Below are 17,419 nucleotides of genomic sequence, written 5' to 3' on the forward strand. Positions count from 1 at the left end.
GCGCACAGGTGCGCTCCTGCAACGAGCTAGGCGGCTGCGCCGATGTCCGCGGTGACCTGTGGCCGGCGCCCATCCAGCCGCTCGCGCCAGCGCAGGAACGGCCGCTCCACCGCGTAGTACAGCGCCGCACCGACAACCAGCACGCCCGCTGCATAGAACGCGAACGCCACCAGCCCATTCAGCTGCCAGGGCCCCACCCACCACGTCGCTACTGCGTGCAACGCCAGCTTGTGGCTGAGATACACACTGTAGGAAACGCGCGCCAGCCAGCCCGCCCCCGGCACCGCCCGGCGCGCCGGCATCGCGGTCGATGCACCCACGCACAAGGCCAGCGCCAGCGACAGCAGCGGATAGCCCGCCACCGACGGCCACAAGCCCAGCCGCTCGCGGAACAGCCACCACGCCAGCGCGAGCAGGCCCAGGCCCACCGCAAGCACCACGCCCGCATGCCGCTGCAGCTGCGTCCAGGCCTGCGGCCGGCCCACGCGCAGCGCGGCCAGCGCCACGCCGGCGAGCAGGCCGTCCAGCCGCGCCCAGGTCGCGTAGTAGATGCCCTCGACGAAGCGCAGCCCGAACGCCGGCCCCGGCTGCCCCATCACCGGCGCCATGGCGTGCAGCCACACATAGCCGCGCACGGCCATGCCGAAGGCGACCACGCCCAGCCCCACCGCGAGCGCCTTGCGTGGCGACGGCCGCCGCACCAGCCACCAGGCCAGCCACGGGAACAGCAGGTAGAAATGCTCCTCAACGCACAGCGACCAGGCGTGCGAGAACGCCTTGTCGTGCCCGTAGTCGATCAGCAGGTTGAGCGTGAAGCTCAGGAACTGCCACGCCGGCGCCAGGCCCGGGGCTTCGCGCAGCGCCGGCCAGACGACGTAGACCGCGAGCACCACCAGGAAGGCGGGCAGGATGCGGAAGGCGCGGCGCCGGTAGAACGCCCGCCACGCCAGGGGCTCTGCGCGCGCCAGCGGCGCCAGCAGCTGGTAGCCGATCAGGTAGCCGGACAGGACGAAGAACAGGTCCACGCCCATCCAGCCGTCGTTGCCCAGCCAGGCGAAGTCCTCCCCCAGGCCGCCGACCACGTAGGAATGGAACAGCACCACCCACACGATGGCCCAGGCGCGCAACAGGTCCAGGCCGGGCAGACGATGCATCGCAAGTCCTTTGATCCACGCAACGGAACCGACAGTCTGCCCGGCCGCGCCCGCGCGGTTCGGGCCAAGCCGGGGCGGAACACGGGCCGGCCCGGGGCCGGGTTCAGGGTGTGTCACTCGACAGCAAGGCCGCACGCAGCGCATCGACATACGTGCGGCTGGCGCGCAGCACGGTGCCGTCGCGCAGGCGCAGCAGGTGATCACGGTTGGACAGCGCCTGCATCTCCGCCACGCGGTCCAGCCGCACGATCGCCGAGCGATGGACGCGCACGAACTGCGCCGGGTCGAGCCGTCCGGCCAGCCGCTGCAGCGGCTCGCGCAGCAGGTGCAGCTGCTCGCCCACGTGCAGGCCGGCGTAGTCGCCGTGCGCCTCGATCCAGTCGATCTGGTCCGCCGACACCAGCCGCACGCGGTGGCCAAGGCGCACCTGGAAACGGTTGGCATAGTGCGATGCGTGTGCCCGCGTGTCGCCGCGCTGCCACGCCAGTGCCCGGCGCGCGCGATCCAGCGCGTCGGCGAAGCGGTCCTCGTCGATCGGCTTGAGCAGGTAGTCCAGCGCGCGCAGCTCGAAGGCGCGCAGCGCGAACTGCTCGTAGGCGGTGAGCAGCACGGTCAGCGGACGACGCTCCGGCGGCAGCGCCTGCAGCACGTCCAGGCCGCTCAGGCCCGGCATCTGCACGTCCAGGAACAACAGATCGGGTGCCTGTGCCTGCAGTGCGGCGAGCACGGCAGGACCATCGGTGCACTCGCCCACCAGCGTGACGTCGGCATGGCCGGCCAGCCGGGCGCGTACGCCGCCGCGGGCCAACGGCTCGTCGTCGGCGATCAGCACGCGCAGGGTCATGCGGGAGCGGCCATGGCGCGGAATGGCAGGCTGATCTCGACCCGGCAGTCGCCACCGGGGGCCAGGTGGAAGTCGAACGCGTGCGCCGAGCCATACAGGCGGGCCAGCCGCTCGCGCACGTTGCGCAGGCCGATCGCCGGATGCGGCTCCTCCGCCGGCGACGACGGCACGCCTTCATTGAACAGGTGCAACCGCAGGCGATCGCCCGCGCGCTCGACCTGCAGCCGCACACGGCCGCCGCCGGCACGCGCGGCGATGCCATGGCGGATCGCGTTCTCCACCAGCGGTTGCAGCAGCAATGCCGGTACCGCCGCCTGCAGCAGGTCGGGCCCGACGCGCAGCTCCAGTGCCAGGCGCTCGCCGAGGCGGATCTTCTCGATGTCCAGGTAGTGCCCGGTCAGCGCCAGCTCCTCGGCCAGCGGGACCTCGTGCATCTCGCCGCGCTCGAGCGTGGTGCGCAGCAGGTCGGCCAGTCGGGCGAGCATGCGGTTGGCGTCCATGTTGCGCCGCTCGGCGACCAGCGTGGAGATGGCATTGAGCGTGTTGAACAGGAAGTGGGGATTGAGCTGGTAGCGCAGCGCACGCAGTTCGGCATCGCGTGCCAGTGCCAGCGCATCGCGCACCCGCGCCCGCTCGGCCTGCAGCGCCAGCGTGTGGTCGACCACGGCGTGGATGGCGCAGAAGGCGATCAGCGCCAGCCAGCAGCCGTCCAGGCCGCCGAACAGGCGCAGCCAGTCGAACCGCGGCAGCGCATGCCAGTGCAATGCCAGCAACTCCGCCAGCGCGTTGTTGGCAAGCGACATCAGGTAGGTCAGCGCCAGCAGCGCGAGTACCGCGAGCGGCCATGGGGCGCGTCCGCGCAGCCAGCGCTGCGCGAAGGTGAGCGGCAGCGTCCACACCAGGTAGGTCGCCGCATACAGGACGCGGAAGGCCACGGCATGCCCGTGGCCTACTTCCGGCAGCGCCATCACCGTCATGCACGCGACCATCGGCACGCCGGCCAGCCACGGCAGCCAGAATGGCGCGACCACGGGATGGACGCTCGAACGAATCATGTGGGCCCCTGGCGCGGGAGGCGGGAGCGCCACCCGCGCACACTTTAGCGCGCCCGGTCCGGGTAGCTCGAATAGGCCATCGCGCTGATCTTCCAGCCGTCGTTGGTGTGCACCAGCTGCCAGGTCTCGCTGCCGACGTTGTTGCGCTTGCCATCGACCAGGAACACGAAGTCGAAGTACACCGCGGCCACCGCGCCATCGGTATGGATACGCACGTTCTCGAACTTTTCCTCGATCGGCTGCTTCGCGCCGGCCACGAAGGCGGCGAAATGCCGGAAGCTGTCCGGATGCACGCGGGACAGGTCCGGCTTGCGCGCCTTGATCCGCCGGAAGGCATCCTCGCCCAGCACCTCGAACCACGAGCCGCCTTCGGGGACGAACAGCGCCTCCAGTCCCGCTTGATCGTGCGCGATGATCGCGGCCTTGAAACGCTCGATGAGTTGTTCGATCTGTGCCTGGGCGGGCGCGGCGGCGCGGGCCGGGCCGGTGCACGCCAGGACGGCGAGCAGGGCGGCGGAAAGTGCGTGCTTGTTCATGCGTCGCTCCGGGTCGGTGGAAGCGTCATTGGGACCCCGCCCACCGCCGGTTCGCCAGCCCGCTGCGACGGGCCGTGCATGGCTGTCGGCGAAGCGGTGACACCGCCCCTGATAGCGCAATCTTCACCCGCTCCAGCCTATGGTGGGCGACCTCATCCACTTCCAGAGGAGCCGTGATGGGGCTTGAGGGCAAGGTTGCGCTGGTCACCGGCGCGGCACAGGGCATCGGCCGCGCCATCGCGCTGCGGCTGGCGCAGGAAGGGGCGGCAGTGGTGATCGAGGACCGGATCGCCAACGACCGCGCCCGCGAAACCCTGGCGCAGGTCCAGGCGACCGGCGCACGCGCCTGCCTGATCGAGGGGGACATCGCCCAGGTCGAGGCGGACCGGCGCGTGCTCGCCGAGGCGGTGGCCCAGATGGGCCAGGTCGACATCCTGGTCAACAACGCGGGCGTGGAGCGGCGCGCCGGTTTCCTCGATGTCACCGAGGCCGACTACGACCTGGTGCTCGACGTCAACCTCAAGGGCGTGTTCTTCCTCACCCAGGCGTTCGCCCGCCACGTGCGCGACCGCGGCAATGGCGGGCGCATCGTCAACATCAGCTCGGTGCACGAGGAGCTGCCCTTCCCGCACTTCGCCAGCTACTGCGCCAGCAAGGGAGGCGTGAAGATGCTGATGCGCGACCTGTCGGTCGAGCTGGCACCGCTGGGGATCACCATCAACAACATCGCACCCGGTGCCATCAGGACGCCGATCAATACGCACCTGATGAGCGACCCCGCGCTGGTGGCCGCACTCAAGAGGAACATCCCGATGCAGCGACTGGGCTCGCCCGAGGAAGTCGCCGGCGCGGTGGCCTTCCTGTGCGGCAGCGACGCCAGCTACATGACCGGCAGCACGCTTTTCATCGATGGCGGGCTGCTGTGGAACTATTCCGAGCAATGACCGACCAGACCAAGCGCCAGAACGAGGAGAGGGCGGCCAGCGTCCCCAAGGCGGACACCCTCACGCCGGCGGACCGCTACCAGGAGCTGTTCGTCGCGGTGCAGATGGGCTGCGTGTTCAACGACAGCAAGATCTTCGTCGACTGCGTGCCGCGTGGTGACCCGGAGGAGATCCTGGAGCAGTACCGCGAGCAATGCGACGACGACGGTTTCGACCTGGCCGGTTTCGTGCACGCGAACTTCGAGCCGCCACAGGTGCACACCAGCCACTACAAGTCGCCACCGGGACAGTCGCTCAGGTCGCACATCGACAGCCTGTGGGACGTGCTCACCCGCAAGCCGCACCAACATCCGCCGAACTCGTCGATCCTGCCGCTGCCCAACGACTATGTGGTGCCCGGCGGACGCTTCGCCGAGCTGTACTACTGGGACTCCTATTTCACCATGCTGGGCCTGGCCGAAAGCGGCCGGCACGACCTGCTCGCGTCGATGGCGAACAATTTCGCCTACCTGATCGACACCTACGGCCACGTGCCCAACGGCAACCGTACCTATTACCTCAGCCGCTCGCAGCCGCCGGTCTTCGCGCTGATGGTGGAGCTGTTCGAGGCCAAGGGCGTGTGCAAGGCGATCGAATACCTGCCGCGCCTGCGCAAGGAGTACAACTTCTGGATGGCCGGGGCCGAGGAAATGCGCCCGGGCGACGCGCGCGGGCACTGCGTGTGCCTGGACGACGGCATCATCCTCAACCGCTACTGGGACGATCGCGACACCCCGCGCGAGGAGTCCTACCGCGAGGACGTGCTCACCGCCCGCCAATCCTCGCGCCCGGCCCATCAGGTCTACCGCGAGCTGCGCGCGGGCGCGGCTTCCGGCTGGGACTTCAGTTCGCGGTGGTGCGACGGTTCGGACCTGTCGACCATCCGTACCACCTCGATCCTGCCGGTCGACCTCAATTGCTTCCTGTACAAGCTGGAGCGGCAGATCTGCCTGCTCAACTATGCCGTGGGCAAGCGCAAGCAGGCGGAGAAGTTCCAGCAGCGCGCCGAATTGCGCAAGCAGGGCATCCAGCGATTGCTGTGGAGCGAGCAGACCGGCGCCTATCTCGACTATGACTTCGAGCGGGACGCGCCGCGCGAGGCGCTCAACAGCGCGACTGCGGCAGCGCTGTTCATCGGCGTGGCCAGCCACGAACAGGCCCATCGCACCGCCAGGACGCTGCGCGATCGGTTGCTGCGCGAGGGCGGCCTGGGCACCAGCGAGCTGGACAGCGGCCAGCAGTGGGACAAGCCCAACGGTTGGGCACCGCTGCAGTGGATGGCGATCCGCGGCATGCGCAACTACGACATCGATGCGGACGACATCGCCTGCCGCTGGCTGCATACCGTCGGCGCGCTGTACAAGCGCGAAAGCAAGCTGGTGGAAAAATACGTGGTCACCCACGATGGCGAAAACGCCGAGGGCGGCGGCGGCGGCGAGTATCCGCTGCAGGACGGCTTCGGCTGGACCAACGGGGTGACGCGGCGACTGCTGCACGAGGACCCCGGCAATGAGGTGAACGAAGCCAAGGCCGCGAGCAAGTCATAGCGCCTCGCAGGTGGGCTTCGGCCGACCATCCGCCGAAGCCCACCCTGTCGCCGCCCCCTCAGAGACCGAGCCTGCGCATCAGCGACTGCGCGTCGAAAGGCGCGTGCACCTTGGCGTCGTTGTCGAAGTAGCAGTACACGTCGCGCCCGGCACGCTTCGGAGGCGGATGGCGGCTGGCGCGCACCGCGTCGCCCGGTTCGCCACCGCGTGACCAGGCCCGGATGCGCGCGGCCCAGCGGTCCAGTGCCTCGTCGCCGTAGCCGCTGGTGTAGAGCTTCTCGTCGCCGTGCAGGCGCAGATACATGAAGTCGGCGGTCACGTCCTCCAGGTACGGCCAGCGCCCGGCGGTGTCGGCCACCACCAGCGCGACCTTGTGCCGGCGCAGCAGTGCGATGAACGCCTCGCAGATGAAGCTCTCGTGGCGGATCTCCAGTGCATGGCGCAGGCGGCGCTTGCGGTCCGGGGTGACGCTCGCGCCGTGCTTCAGGCGGTGGTCGTGCCTGCGTGCCAGGGCGGCCGCCTGCAGCGTGTCGCGGGGCAGCGCACCGAGGAAGTGGTCGAACAGCGCCTCGTCGAAGCGCTGATTCGGCGGGCACTGCCACAGGATCGGGCCCAGCTTCGGGCCCAGCTCGAACAGGCCGGAGGCGAGGAAATTGGCCAGCGGTCCGTCGACGTCGCGCAGCCGCTTGACGTGGGTGATGAAGCGCGGCCCCTTCACCGCGAACACGAAGCCGCGCGGCGTGTCCGCATTCCAGCGCGCGTAGCTGTCCGGCCGCTGCAGGCTGTAGAACGAGCCGTTGAGCTCGACGCTGCCGACCTGGCGCGAGGCGTACTCGAGTTCGGCCCGCTGCGGCAGGTCCTTCGGGTAGAACACCCCGCGCCAGGGCGCATAGCGCCAGCCGGATATGCCGATGCGCAGTGTGGCCACGCTCCGTCCCTTCTGCGGAAACCGCCTTCCATGCAAGCGTCCGCCAGGTGACGCACCGGTGAATCGCCGCCGTTCGATGCCTGGCTGGCGTGTTCCGCGCGACCGCGCCGGGCGACCCATCCACCTGTCGCCCCGCACTCGTGGGAAAGGACTTCCGCCGACGAGACATCAGGGCGGCCTGCGTCTTTCCGCCGTTCAGGGCGCGCGACGGGGGCTGGGCCGCCCACGCGAGGGCGACCTGGTCAGACCTCGCGGTGGCGGAAGCAGCCGACCAGGTGGTCGTTGACCATGCCGGTGGCCTGCATCAGCGCGTAGCAGATGGTGCTGCCGACGAAGCGGAAACCGTCCTTCTTGAGCGCCTTGCTCATGCGGTCGGAGCTCGCCGTGGTGGCCGGGACCTCGGCGCTGCTGCGCCAGCGGTTGCGCACGGGTTGGCCGTCGACGAACGACCAGAGGTAGGCATCCAGGCTTCCATGGCGGTCGATCATCGCGAGCGCAGCGCGGGCGTTGTCGCGCGCGGCGGTGACTTTCAGGCGGTTGCGGATGATGCCCGGGTCGGTGAGCGCCTTTTCCAGTTCGCGCTCGCCCATGCCTGCCACGCGCGCGATGTCGAAGCCGTGGAACACCTCGCGGTAGCGCTCGCGCTTGGCCAGCACCGTGCGCCAGGACAGGCCGGCCTGCGCGCCTTCCAGGCAGAGGAATTCGAACAGCAGGCGGTCGTCGTGCAGCGGTACGCCCCACTCGCTGTCGTGATAGGCGCAAAGCAGGTCGTCGGTGGCCCAGGCGCAGCGGTGCATGGAGGTTTCCCTGATGGCGAGGCGCCAATGTAGCGCAGCGCGCGGCGTACACTGGCGCACTTTCCCGCACGCTCCCTCCCATGTCGAAGACCTCCCCGCAGCGCGGCGCGCTGGGCGCCCTGGCCGGCACCATCCTGATCTGGGCCTACAGCTGGGTGGTGATGAAGCAGGCGCTGAACTGGGCGGGGCCGTTCGACTTCGCCGCATTGCGCTACCTGGCCGGCGCGGTGGTGCTGTTCGCCGCACTGGCGGTGAGCCGCCAGTCGCTGCGTCCGCCACCGCTGGGCTCCACCGTGCTGATCGGGCTGTGCCAGACCGCCGCGTTCCAGGGCCTGGAGCAGTGGGCGCTGGTCGGCGGCGGCGCCGGGCACGTGGCATTGCTCGCCTACAGCATGCCGTTCTGGTCGGTGCTGCTGGCCTGGCCGCTGCTGGGCGAGACGCCGTCGGCCCGGCACTGGCTGGGGCTGGCGCTCGCCGCGGCGGGGCTGCTGTTCATCCTTGAACCCTGGCAGGGCCTGGGCAGCCCGCTGAGCACGGCACTGGCGCTCGCCGGTGGCGCCGCGTGGGCGGCCGGGACGGTGCTCAGCAAGCGGCTGTTCCAGCGCCATGCGGTGTCGGCCTTGTCGCTGACCAGTTGGCAGATGCTCGTCGGCGCGCTGGCGCTCGGTGCGGTGGCGCTGCTGGTGCCCTCGCGGCCGATCACGTGGAACTGGGCCTTCGCCGGCGCGCTGCTCTACAGCGCGGTGATGGCTTCCAGCGTGGCCTGGGGCCTGTGGCTGGTGGTGCTCAAGCGGCTACCCACGGCGGTGGCGAGCCTGTCCAGCCTCGGTGTGCCGGTGGTCAGCGTGCTGCTGGCCTGGCTGATCCTGGACGAACGGCCCGATGCGATGGAGTGGCTGGGTGTCGCGCTGGTGCTCGCCGGATTGGCGGCGGTGGTCGGCGTTCGTCGGCGCAAGCGCGAACAGCCACAGTAGGGAACCGGACCCTCACGTCCCAGGCTCTTCGCAGGAGCCCACTGGTCGGCGATGCCTTGCGCATCGCCCATCGCCAGGCTCTTCGTAGGAGCCCACTCGTGGGCGATGCCCTTACACCCAAATTCCACCTTCCAGAGCATCGCCCATCGCCAGGCTCTTCGTAGGAGCCCACTCGTGGGCGATGCCCTTACACCCGATCGCACCTTCCAGAGCATCGCCCACAAGCGGTTTCCTACGGTGATCGCGCGAGCCTGGCGCTCCCAGGACCATCACCAGGGCAGCGCGTCGAGGTCGACGTTGCCGCCGGTCAGCACCACGCCGACGCGGCGGCCGGCGAAGCGCTCGCGGCACTTCAGGATCGCGGCGAAGGCGGTGGCGCTGGATACCTCCACGACCTGCTTGAGCTCCCGCCACAGCAGCCGCATGGCCACGATGGTTTCCTCGTCGGTCACCGTGACGATGTCGATCCGGTGCGTGCGCAGCGCTTCGAGGTTGGGCACGCCGACCAGCGCGCGCAGGCCGTCGCAGACCGTATCCGGCACCACGTCGGTAACGCGCTCGCCGCGGGCGAGCGAGCGCGCCGCGTCGTCCGCACCGGCCGGTTCGGCGGCGTGGAGCGAAAGGCCGGGCCGCAGCGCGTGCGCGGCGATCGCCACGCCCGAAGCCAGCCCACCGCCGCCGACCGGCGTGACGATCGCATCGAGTTCCGCCACCTGCGCGAGCAGCTCCAGCGCGATGGTGCCCTGCCCCGCCATCACCTTCGTGTCGGCATAGGGATGCACCAGCACCGCGCCGGTGTCCTGCACCAGTTGCGCGGTGACCGCTTCGCGTGCGGCCTGGGTCGGCGCGCAGCGGTGCAGCACCGCGCCGGCGCGCTCGATCGCCTCGAGCTTGGCGCGCACCGCCCCCTCGGGCACTACCACGTGCGCGCGGATGCCGCGGGTCGCCGCCGCCAGTGCCAGCGCGTTGCCGTGGTTGCCGGACGAATGCGTGACCACGCCACGCGCGGCGGCCGCCTCGTCCAGCGCCCAGACCGCGTTGCAGGCGCCGCGGAACTTGAACGCGCCGCCGCGCTGCAGGTTCTCGCACTTGAAGTGCAGCCGCGCGCCGGCCAGCGCGTCGAGCGCGTCGCTGCGCAGCACCGGCGTGACCCGTGCATGCGGCGCGATGCGCGCGGCGGCATCCTGGATCTGGGCAAAGGTGGGCAAGACAGTCATGGCGTATCGATCTCCACGCCGCAGCGGAACGTGCGTGCGGCACCGGGTTCAAGTCGGATGGCTTGCGCGCAGTCGGGCCGGTTGAAGGCGTCGGGCAGGCTTTCCATCGGTTCGAGCGCGAGCGAGCGGCGTGCGCCGCGTTCGAGCGTATCGCCGGTATAGGCAAGCAGCACGCCGTGCTCCTGCCACACCGCGATGCCGAGGCCGCTGGCCGGATCACGCAACCGCGTGCGCACGCGGCCGTCCGCATCGGCCAGCAGTTCGGTGTAGGTGTGGTTGAGCTCGAGCGCGCCGACCGCCCGCGGCTTCCGGAAGTCGAGCTCCGGTACCTGCGCCAGCGGCTGGCAGGCGGCCTCCCCGGGCAGCGGGATGTGGCCCGCATCGGTGCGGATCACGCAGGCAGCGGGGAGGGTGAGCTCCCATGAAGCCAGCGCGTCATTACCGAGGCGGAAATACGGATGCCAGCCGACGAAAGCCGGCGCCGCGCGGTTGCCGACGTTGCGTACGGTGGCCTCCAGCGCGAGCCCGTCGGCCGCAAGCGTGTAGCCCACGGCGATGTCGAGTGCGAACGGGTAGCCGGTCTGCGGCGGGACATGAGTGGCCAGCAGCACGCCTGCTCCATGCGCGTCCGCGCCCATCGCGCCGATGACGAAATCGGCATCGCGCACGAAGCCATGGCGGCTGGCGCGCGCGCTGGCGGCCACGCCCGGCATGAGGTCGTGCTGCTCGCCGTCGAACCGATAGCGCGCATCGGCCACGCGGTTGGCGAAAGGCGCCAGCACGGCGAAACGCGAGCCGGGCCGGGTCGCCAGTTCCGCGGCGTCGCGATGGCCGTCGGCCAGTTCCACGCGTGCGCCGCCGATGGTCGCCTCGATGCCCAGGATGCAGGCGCCATGCCGGGCGATGCGCACGCGACGACCACGCGCACTGTCATTCAATACCACGATCGGCTGCGTGCCCAGCCACTCGATGGCGACGTCGAAAGCACCCATGTCCCGTCCGGTCGCGAAAGCGTCGCATGTTAGCCTGAGCCTTCCCCTGGCGGCTTCTCCTTCACCATGACTGTGCGCGACGACCAGACCCCCACGACCATCCGCCTTGCCGACTATCGCCCGCCCGCCTGGGCGGTCACGCAGATCGAGCTGGAGTTCGACCTGGGCATCGACAGCACCGACGTGCAATCGCGCCTGCACCTGCGCCGCGACCCGTCACAGGACGCGCCGCTGCGGCTGGACGGCGAGGGCCTGGAACTGCTCTCGATCGCGCTGGACGGCCAGGCGCTCGACGGGAGCGCCTGGCGCTATCGCGACAACGTGCTGGAAGTCGACGGCGTCACCGACGGCAGCGTGCTGGAGACCCGCGTGCGCGTGCGTCCGGCAGCCAACACCGCGCTGGAAGGGCTGTACCTGTCCGGCTCGCGCGAGCGCGGCTTCCTGCTGACCCAGTGCGAGGCCGAGGGCTTCCGCCACATCACTTTCTTCCCCGACCGCCCGGACGTGCTCGCCCGCTACACCGTCACGCTGCGTGCCGACCGCGCGCGCTTTCCGGTGCTGCTGGCCGGCGGCAATCCGGACGGCGCCGGCGACCTGCCGGACGGACGCCACTGGGCGCGCTTCGTCGATCCGTACCCGAAGCCCTGCTACCTGTTCGCGCTGGTCGCCGGCCGGCTGGAGAAGCTCGAGCGCGACTACCGCACCGCCGACGGCCGTCACGTCGCACTGGTGATCTGGGCCGAGCCGGACGTGATCGAGTGTTGCCACTACGCCATGGACGCGCTCGAGCGCGCCATGCGCTGGGACGAGCAGGCGTACGGGCGCAACTTCGACCTGGACGTGTTCCACGTCGTCGCCACGCACGACTTCAACATGGGCGCGATGGAGAACAAGGGCCTCAACATCTTCAACGCCAAGTACCTGCTGGCCGATCCCGATACCACGACCGACGACGAGTACCGCGCGGTGGAGGCGGTGATCGGCCACGAGTACTTCCACAACTGGAGCGGCAACCGCGTGACCTGCCGCGACTGGTTCCAGCTGTCGCTGAAGGAAGGCCTCACCGTGTTCCGCGAGCAGCAGTTCTCGGCGGACATGAATTCGCCCTCGCTCAAGCGCATCGACGATGTCGCGCTGCTGCGCCGCGCGCAGTTTCCGGAGGATGCCGGCCCGCTGGCACATCCGGTCCGCCCCTCGCAGTACAGCGAGATCAACAACTTCTATACCGCCACGGTGTACGAGAAGGGGTCCGAGCTGGTGCGCATGCTGGCCGGGCGGCTGGGCCGCGAAGGGTTCCGCCGCGGCATGGACCTCTACTTCGAGCGCAACGATGGCCGTGCCGCCACGCTGGAGGATTTCCTCGCCGCATTGGGCCAGGCCAACGGCATCGACCTGGCGCCGTACCTGGCCTGGTACGGCCAGGCCGGCACGCCGCGGCTGTCGGGGGAGGGTCATTACGATGCCGCCACGCGCTCCTACACGCTGACCCTGCGCCAGCACACGCCGCCCACGCCCGGCCAGCCGGACAAGCGGCCGCTGCCGATCCCGGTCAAGCTCGCGCTGTTTGACCCGGACGGTCGCATGCTGCCGCTGCACGGGGGCGCCACCGAACAGGTGGTGGTGCTCGATGCGCACGAGCAGTCGTTCGTTTTCCCCGGCATCGAGCGCGCCCCGGTGCCCTCGCTGCTGCGCGGCTTCTCCGCGCCGGTGATCCTCGACTACGCCTACGCACCGACTGAGCTCGCGCTCCTGCTGACCCACGACACCGATGGCTTCAACCGCTGGGAGGCCGCCCAGCAGCTGGCCTGGCGCGCCTATGCCGAGTTGCGCGACGGTCGCGGCCACGAGGCGCTGGCGGTATGGGGCGATACGCTCGCCGGGCTGTTCGGCCAGGCCACGCTGGATCCCGCGCTGCTGGCCGGCCTGCTCACGCCGCCGGGCGAGGTCGAACTGGCCGAACGCGAGGCCGATGTCGACCCCGCGCGTATCCATGCGCTGCGCCAGACGCTGCAGCGCGAGCTTGCCTCGCGCATCGGCGCGGCGGTGCTGGCCGATCGCTACCGCACGCTCGTCGCCCAGGCGGACGACGCGCTGGATGCCGCCAGCCAGGCGCAGCGCCGGCTCAAGCGCCGCGTGCTGGAGCTGCTGGTGCTGCTCGATGCGCCCGCCGCCCAGGCTTTTGCGGCAGCGCAGTTCGACCGCGCCGCGACGATGACCGACCGCCTCGCCGGCCTCGCCGTGCTTGTCCGCAGCGGCGCGCCGCAGGCGGCCGAGGCCCTCGCCCGCTACCGCGCGCGCCACGCCGACAATGCGCTGGCGCTGGACAAGTGGTTCGCGGTGCAAGCGCAGATCCCGGGCGAGCCCGCGCTGGCGCGCGTGCGCGCGCTGGAGGCCGATCCGAAGTTCACGCTGAAGAACCCCAACCGCGTGCAGGCGCTGCTGGGTACCTGGGCGCGCGGCAATCCGAGCGGCTTCCACCGCGTGGATGGCGAGGGTTACCGTTTCCTGGCCGCGCGTCTGGCGGAACTGGATGCGCTCAACCCGCAGGTAGCGGCGCGGCTGGCGACCGCGTTCAACGGCTGGCAGCGGCTGGAGCCGACACGGCGCGAACAGGCGCGCGCGGCGGTGGCGGGGCTGGCGGAACAGCGCCTGTCGCGCAACCTGGCCGAGATCGTCGGCAACATGCTCAAGGGCTAGCGGCACCGCATCGCCGCAAGGCCGCGACCGGACGGAGCGCTCCCGAAGTCGCTCCGCCCGGTGGCGGGCGGTCAGGCGGCGAGCTGGTTCAATGCGGTTCGCAGACGGACCATGTGCGATTCCAGGCGCGGGCGCAGGTTCTGGCGCTCCTGCTCGGTGCGCGCGGCCAGGTGTTCGATCGCCATCTGCACCTTGCCGATCTCGATCATCAGATCGTGGCGCGGATAGACAGGCTGGAAGTCGAAGGTGGTGTTCATGACGTCACGCAAGGCATGAGTTGGTGAAGCGGGCTCTGCAATGCCCGTGCCAGAGCGTGATCACCGTCACAATCGGCGTTTGGGGCGGCCAACAGGCTGACGCTCAGCGTCACTGCCCCTACAAAAAAAAGCCGGAATCAGTCACTTTTTATTCACGGGTGTACTGGGAATATCGCTCCCGCAGTCGCAACGGATCGCGACGGCGCCCGCCAACTACCGGTTTCTGGCGCCCGGCAACACGGTCATCCTGGATTCCCCCTGTTCCTGAGACCGCCGGGCGCCAGATCTAAGCAAAACCAGGCCCCGCCATTGGCGGGGCTTGGTTTTTCCGGGGTCCGAAAAAGGCGACGGCGCCGTGGGACTCCCCAGCGGCGCCGTCATGCTTCCTCTCCTGGTACGCGGTCGGGCCCCTGTCTGCCCGGCCTCGGCGCGCGGTTCGCGCAGCGTCTGCCCATGGAAAGTGCACGGCAGGTGAAGCAGCAATCGTGCCAAGCTCTTGATTATGCTCGGGAGCGCGCCCCGAAGCGCTAACATAAGCACGTTTCGTCCTTGCATGCGCCAGGCACCCTTCCGATGATCCATCCCACCCGCTACGACGTGATCGTGGTCGGCGGCGGCCATGCCGGCACCGAGGCGGCGCTGGCCGCGGCCCGCTGCGGCGCGCGCACCCTGCTGCTGACCCACAACCTGGAAACCGTGGGCGCGATGAGCTGCAACCCGGCCATCGGCGGCATCGGCAAGGGCCACCTGGTCAAGGAGATCGACGCACTCGGCGGCGCCATGGCGCAGGCGGCGGATCGCGCCGGCATCCAGTGGCGCACGCTCAATGCCTCCAAGGGGCCTGCCGTGCGCGCCACGCGCTGCCAGGCGGACCGCGCGCTGTACCGGACGGCGATCCGGCGGATCGTGGAGTCGCAACCCAACCTCGACCTGTTCCAGCAGGCGGTCGACGACCTGGTGATCGAAGGCGGGCGCGTCGCCGGCGTGGTCACGCAGATGGGCCTGGTCTTCCGCGCCGGCGCGGTGGTGCTCACCGCCGGTACCTTCCTCGCCGGCAAGATCCACATCGGCCCGGCGCAGTACGCCGGTGGGCGCGCGGGCGATCCGCCCGCCAGCACGCTGGCCCGGCGTCTGCGCGAACTGCCGCTGGCGGCCGACCGGCTCAAGACCGGCACGCCGCCGCGCATCGACATGCGCAGCATCGACTTCGGCGGACTGGACGAGCAGCCGGGCGACGACCCCGCGCCGGTGTTCTCCTATCTGGGGTCGCGCGAGGAACACCCGCGCCAGGTCAGCTGCTGGATCACCCACACCAGCGAACGCACCCACGAGATCATCCGTGGCGCACTCGACCGCTCGCCGCTGTTCAGCGGCCAGATCGAGGGCATCGGCCCGCGCTACTGTCCGTCCATCGAGGACAAGGTCGTGCGCTTCGCCGAGAAGGGCTCGCACCAGATCTTCATCGAGCCCGAAGGGCTGGACAGCTTCGAGATCTACCCCAACGGCATCTCCACCTCGCTGCCGTTCGACGTGCAGCTGGATGTCGTGCATTCGATCCGCGGCTTCGAGCGGGCGCACATCACGCGCCCGGGCTACGCGATCGAGTACGACTACTTCGACCCGCGCGGGCTGCAGCCATGGCTGGAGACCAAGGGCATCGGCGGTCTCTATTTCGCCGGCCAGATCAACGGCACCACCGGCTACGAGGAGGCTGCCGCGCAGGGCCTGGTGGCCGGCCTCAACGCCGCGCGCATGGCCCGTGGCGAAGCGCCCTGGTTTCCGCGCCGCGACGAGGCGTACATCGGTGTGCTGATCGACGACCTGACCAGCAACGGCACGCTCGAGCCCTACCGCATGTTCACCTCGCGCGCCGAGTACCGGCTGCACTTGCGCGAGGACAACGCCGACCTGCGCCTGACCGAGCAGGGCTTCGCGCTCGGCGTGGTGCCGCAGGCGCGCTTCGATGCGCTGCGCGCCAAGCGCGAGGCGGTCGAGCGCGAGTCGCAGCGGCTGGCCTCGCTGTGGGCCGCCCCGACCAACGCGCTGGGCGCGGCGATCGAGCGCCAGCTTGGTATCGCGGTGAGCCGCGAGACCAACGCGCTGGACCTGCTGCGCCGCCCGGAGCTCGACTACGCCAGGCTCACCGCCGTCAGCGAGCTGGGGCCCGCCGTGGCGCGCGGGGACGTCGCCGCGCAAGTCGAGGTGCAGGCCAAGTACGCCGGCTACCTGGAGCGCCAGCGCGACGAGATCGAACGCCAGCGCCGCCACGAGCACACCGGCATCCCCGCCGGCTTCGACTACGACAAGGTGCGGGGGCTGTCGTCCGAGGTGCTGCTCAAGCTCAAGCGCACGCAACCGGCGACGCTCGGCCAGGCCGCGCGCATCAGCGGCGTCACACCCGCGGCGATCTCGCTGCTGCTGGTGCACCTCAAGCGCCGTAGCGCCTGACCCTGCGGGAGCGCACCCTGTGCGCGACCATCAGCTTTCCCATCCGCCCGGGCGTGGGCATGGCGGTCGCGCACAGGGTGCGCTCCTACAACGCGTCCGGCGGCGTGGCATCATCGGCCGTATCGAATTTTTCGGAGTTTGCGGATGGAAATCTGGATCGGCCGCGATGGCCAGCGCCATGGTCCCTACAAGGAGGACGACGTGCGCCAGTGGCTGCGCGACGGGCAACTGGCCGGCGAGGACCTGGGCTGGTACGAGGGTCTGGCCGACTGGCAGCCGTTGTCGGTGCTGTTCCCCGACGCACTGGCCGCCACGCCGCCTCCGTTCGCTCCCGCCGCCGCGACCGCGGTGCCGCCGCCGACCACCACGATGGCGCTGGAGGACCCTGCCGGCTTCTGGAAACGCCTGGTCGCCTACATCATCGACGTGATCGTGCTTTACATCCCGCAGATGCTGATCATGAACGCGTTCGGCAACGAGGCGGCTCAGGCGAAGCTCGAGCAGGCCCTGCTGGCCGCCGGCACCGACGCCAACGTGATGCTCGCGGCCTACGGCCAGTATTACGACGTCATGCGCACCGGCGTCGCGATGACCGCCATCCTGGTCTGGCTGTACTTCGCCATCTGCGAAAGCTCGGCCTGGCAGGGCACCGTCGGCAAGCTCGCCATGGGTATCCGCGTCACCGACCTGGACGGCAACCGCATCGGCTTCTGGCGCGCGCTGGGTCGCTACGCGGCCAAGCTCCTAAGCTGGATGATCCTGGGCGTGGGCTTCCTGATGATCGGCTGGACGCGCCGCAAGCAGGGCCTGCACGACATGATCGCCAACACGCTGGTGCTCAACGGCCGCGCCGGCGCCTTCCGCAACCCGGTACCGCGCAACGACGGCTCCTTCCACGCATGAGACCGCAGGGTGGGCTTCGGCCCACCCTGCAGACCGCGGTCCGATTGCTATGATCGACGGCTTCCTGCACCACTTGAAGCCGTCGAC

General features: G+C 70.0%; 15 protein-coding genes. 6 read left to right on the forward strand and 9 right to left on the reverse strand.

The window, feature by feature from the left end; all coding sequences use genetic code 11:
* Positions 1-26 precede the first annotated feature (26 nt).
* From LQ771_RS14330 to LQ771_RS14345, 4 genes are all read right to left on the reverse strand, one after another.
* Complete coding sequence (locus LQ771_RS14330) at positions 27-1,154, reverse strand: acyltransferase family protein (RefSeq protein WP_231350063.1); 1,128 nt, start codon at positions 1,152-1,154, stop codon at positions 27-29.
* A gap of 103 nt (positions 1,155-1,257) precedes the next feature.
* The gene (locus LQ771_RS14335; protein WP_231350064.1) at positions 1,258-1,998 is read right to left on the reverse strand and encodes a LytR/AlgR family response regulator transcription factor; all 741 of its coding nucleotides are present in this window, start codon (positions 1,996-1,998) and stop codon (positions 1,258-1,260) included.
* Entirely contained in the window at positions 1,995-3,053 is a 1,059-nt protein-coding gene (locus tag LQ771_RS14340) for a sensor histidine kinase (RefSeq protein WP_231350065.1), read from the reverse strand. The genes LQ771_RS14335 and LQ771_RS14340 overlap by 4 nt, the downstream gene beginning before the upstream one ends.
* 44 nt (positions 3,054-3,097) lie before the next feature.
* Positions 3,098-3,589, reverse strand: coding sequence for a nuclear transport factor 2 family protein (locus LQ771_RS14345; RefSeq protein ID WP_231350066.1), 492 nt, complete (start codon positions 3,587-3,589; stop codon positions 3,098-3,100).
* 176 nt (positions 3,590-3,765) lie between these two features.
* Here LQ771_RS14345 and LQ771_RS14350 point away from each other — a divergent pair, with 176 nt between their 5' ends.
* Together LQ771_RS14350 and treF are read left to right on the forward strand one after the other, a co-directional pair.
* Positions 3,766-4,533 carry an SDR family NAD(P)-dependent oxidoreductase gene (locus LQ771_RS14350; RefSeq protein ID WP_231351931.1) on the forward strand — a complete coding sequence of 256 codons (768 nt, stop codon included), beginning with the start codon at positions 3,766-3,768 and terminating at the stop codon, positions 4,531-4,533.
* The gene (gene treF / locus LQ771_RS14355; RefSeq protein ID WP_231350067.1) at positions 4,530-6,119 is read left to right on the forward strand and encodes an alpha,alpha-trehalase TreF; all 1,590 of its coding nucleotides are present in this window, start codon (positions 4,530-4,532) and stop codon (positions 6,117-6,119) included. Before LQ771_RS14350 ends, treF begins: the two co-directional genes overlap by 4 nt.
* 58 nt (positions 6,120-6,177) lie before the next feature.
* Here treF and LQ771_RS14360 read toward each other — a convergent pair whose 3' ends face one another.
* Complete coding sequence (locus LQ771_RS14360) at positions 6,178-7,047, reverse strand: DUF72 domain-containing protein (RefSeq protein WP_231350068.1); 870 nt, start codon at positions 7,045-7,047, stop codon at positions 6,178-6,180.
* Between the two features lie 242 nt (positions 7,048-7,289).
* Positions 7,290-7,844, reverse strand: a complete 555-nt coding sequence (locus LQ771_RS14365) for a DNA-3-methyladenine glycosylase I (RefSeq protein ID WP_231350069.1) — start codon at positions 7,842-7,844, stop codon at positions 7,290-7,292.
* A gap of 80 nt (positions 7,845-7,924) precedes the next feature.
* Between LQ771_RS14365 and LQ771_RS14370 the strand changes: the two genes are divergently transcribed.
* On the forward strand, positions 7,925-8,818 hold the full coding sequence (locus tag LQ771_RS14370; protein ID WP_231350070.1) for a DMT family transporter: 894 nt from the start codon (positions 7,925-7,927) through the stop codon (positions 8,816-8,818).
* Between the two features lie 269 nt (positions 8,819-9,087).
* On the opposite strand, the gene LQ771_RS14375 is transcribed toward LQ771_RS14370, so the two are convergent.
* A complete protein-coding gene (locus tag LQ771_RS14375) occupies positions 9,088-10,035 on the reverse strand; it encodes a pyridoxal-phosphate dependent enzyme (RefSeq protein ID WP_231350071.1) in 948 nt (315 codons plus the stop codon).
* Entirely contained in the window at positions 10,032-11,027 is a 996-nt protein-coding gene (locus tag LQ771_RS14380) for an aldose 1-epimerase (protein ID WP_231350072.1), read from the reverse strand. Before LQ771_RS14380 ends, LQ771_RS14375 begins: the two co-directional genes overlap by 4 nt.
* A gap of 66 nt (positions 11,028-11,093) precedes the next feature.
* Between LQ771_RS14380 and pepN the strand changes: the two genes are divergently transcribed.
* Positions 11,094-13,724: an aminopeptidase N gene (gene pepN / locus LQ771_RS14385; protein WP_231350073.1), complete on the forward strand. Its 2,631-nt coding sequence runs from the start codon at positions 11,094-11,096 to the stop codon at positions 13,722-13,724.
* 71 nt (positions 13,725-13,795) lie between these two features.
* Here the strand turns inward: pepN and LQ771_RS14390 are convergent, their stop codons facing one another.
* Positions 13,796-13,981 (reverse strand): hypothetical protein, encoded by a 186-nt coding sequence (locus LQ771_RS14390; protein WP_231350074.1) that lies wholly within the window; start codon positions 13,979-13,981, stop codon positions 13,796-13,798.
* A 573-nt stretch (positions 13,982-14,554) separates the two neighbouring features.
* Here LQ771_RS14390 and mnmG point away from each other — a divergent pair.
* The gene (gene mnmG, locus LQ771_RS14395) at positions 14,555-16,429 is read left to right on the forward strand and encodes a tRNA uridine-5-carboxymethylaminomethyl(34) synthesis enzyme MnmG (protein ID WP_231350075.1); all 1,875 of its coding nucleotides are present in this window, start codon (positions 14,555-14,557) and stop codon (positions 16,427-16,429) included.
* A 144-nt stretch (positions 16,430-16,573) separates the two neighbouring features.
* The gene (locus LQ771_RS14400) at positions 16,574-17,332 is read left to right on the forward strand and encodes an RDD family protein (protein WP_231350076.1); all 759 of its coding nucleotides are present in this window, start codon (positions 16,574-16,576) and stop codon (positions 17,330-17,332) included.
* The last annotated feature ends 87 nt before the right edge of the window (positions 17,333-17,419 follow it).

The organism is Frateuria soli, from assembly GCF_021117385.1.
Classification (GTDB): Bacteria; Pseudomonadota; Gammaproteobacteria; order Xanthomonadales; family Rhodanobacteraceae; genus Frateuria_A; species Frateuria_A soli.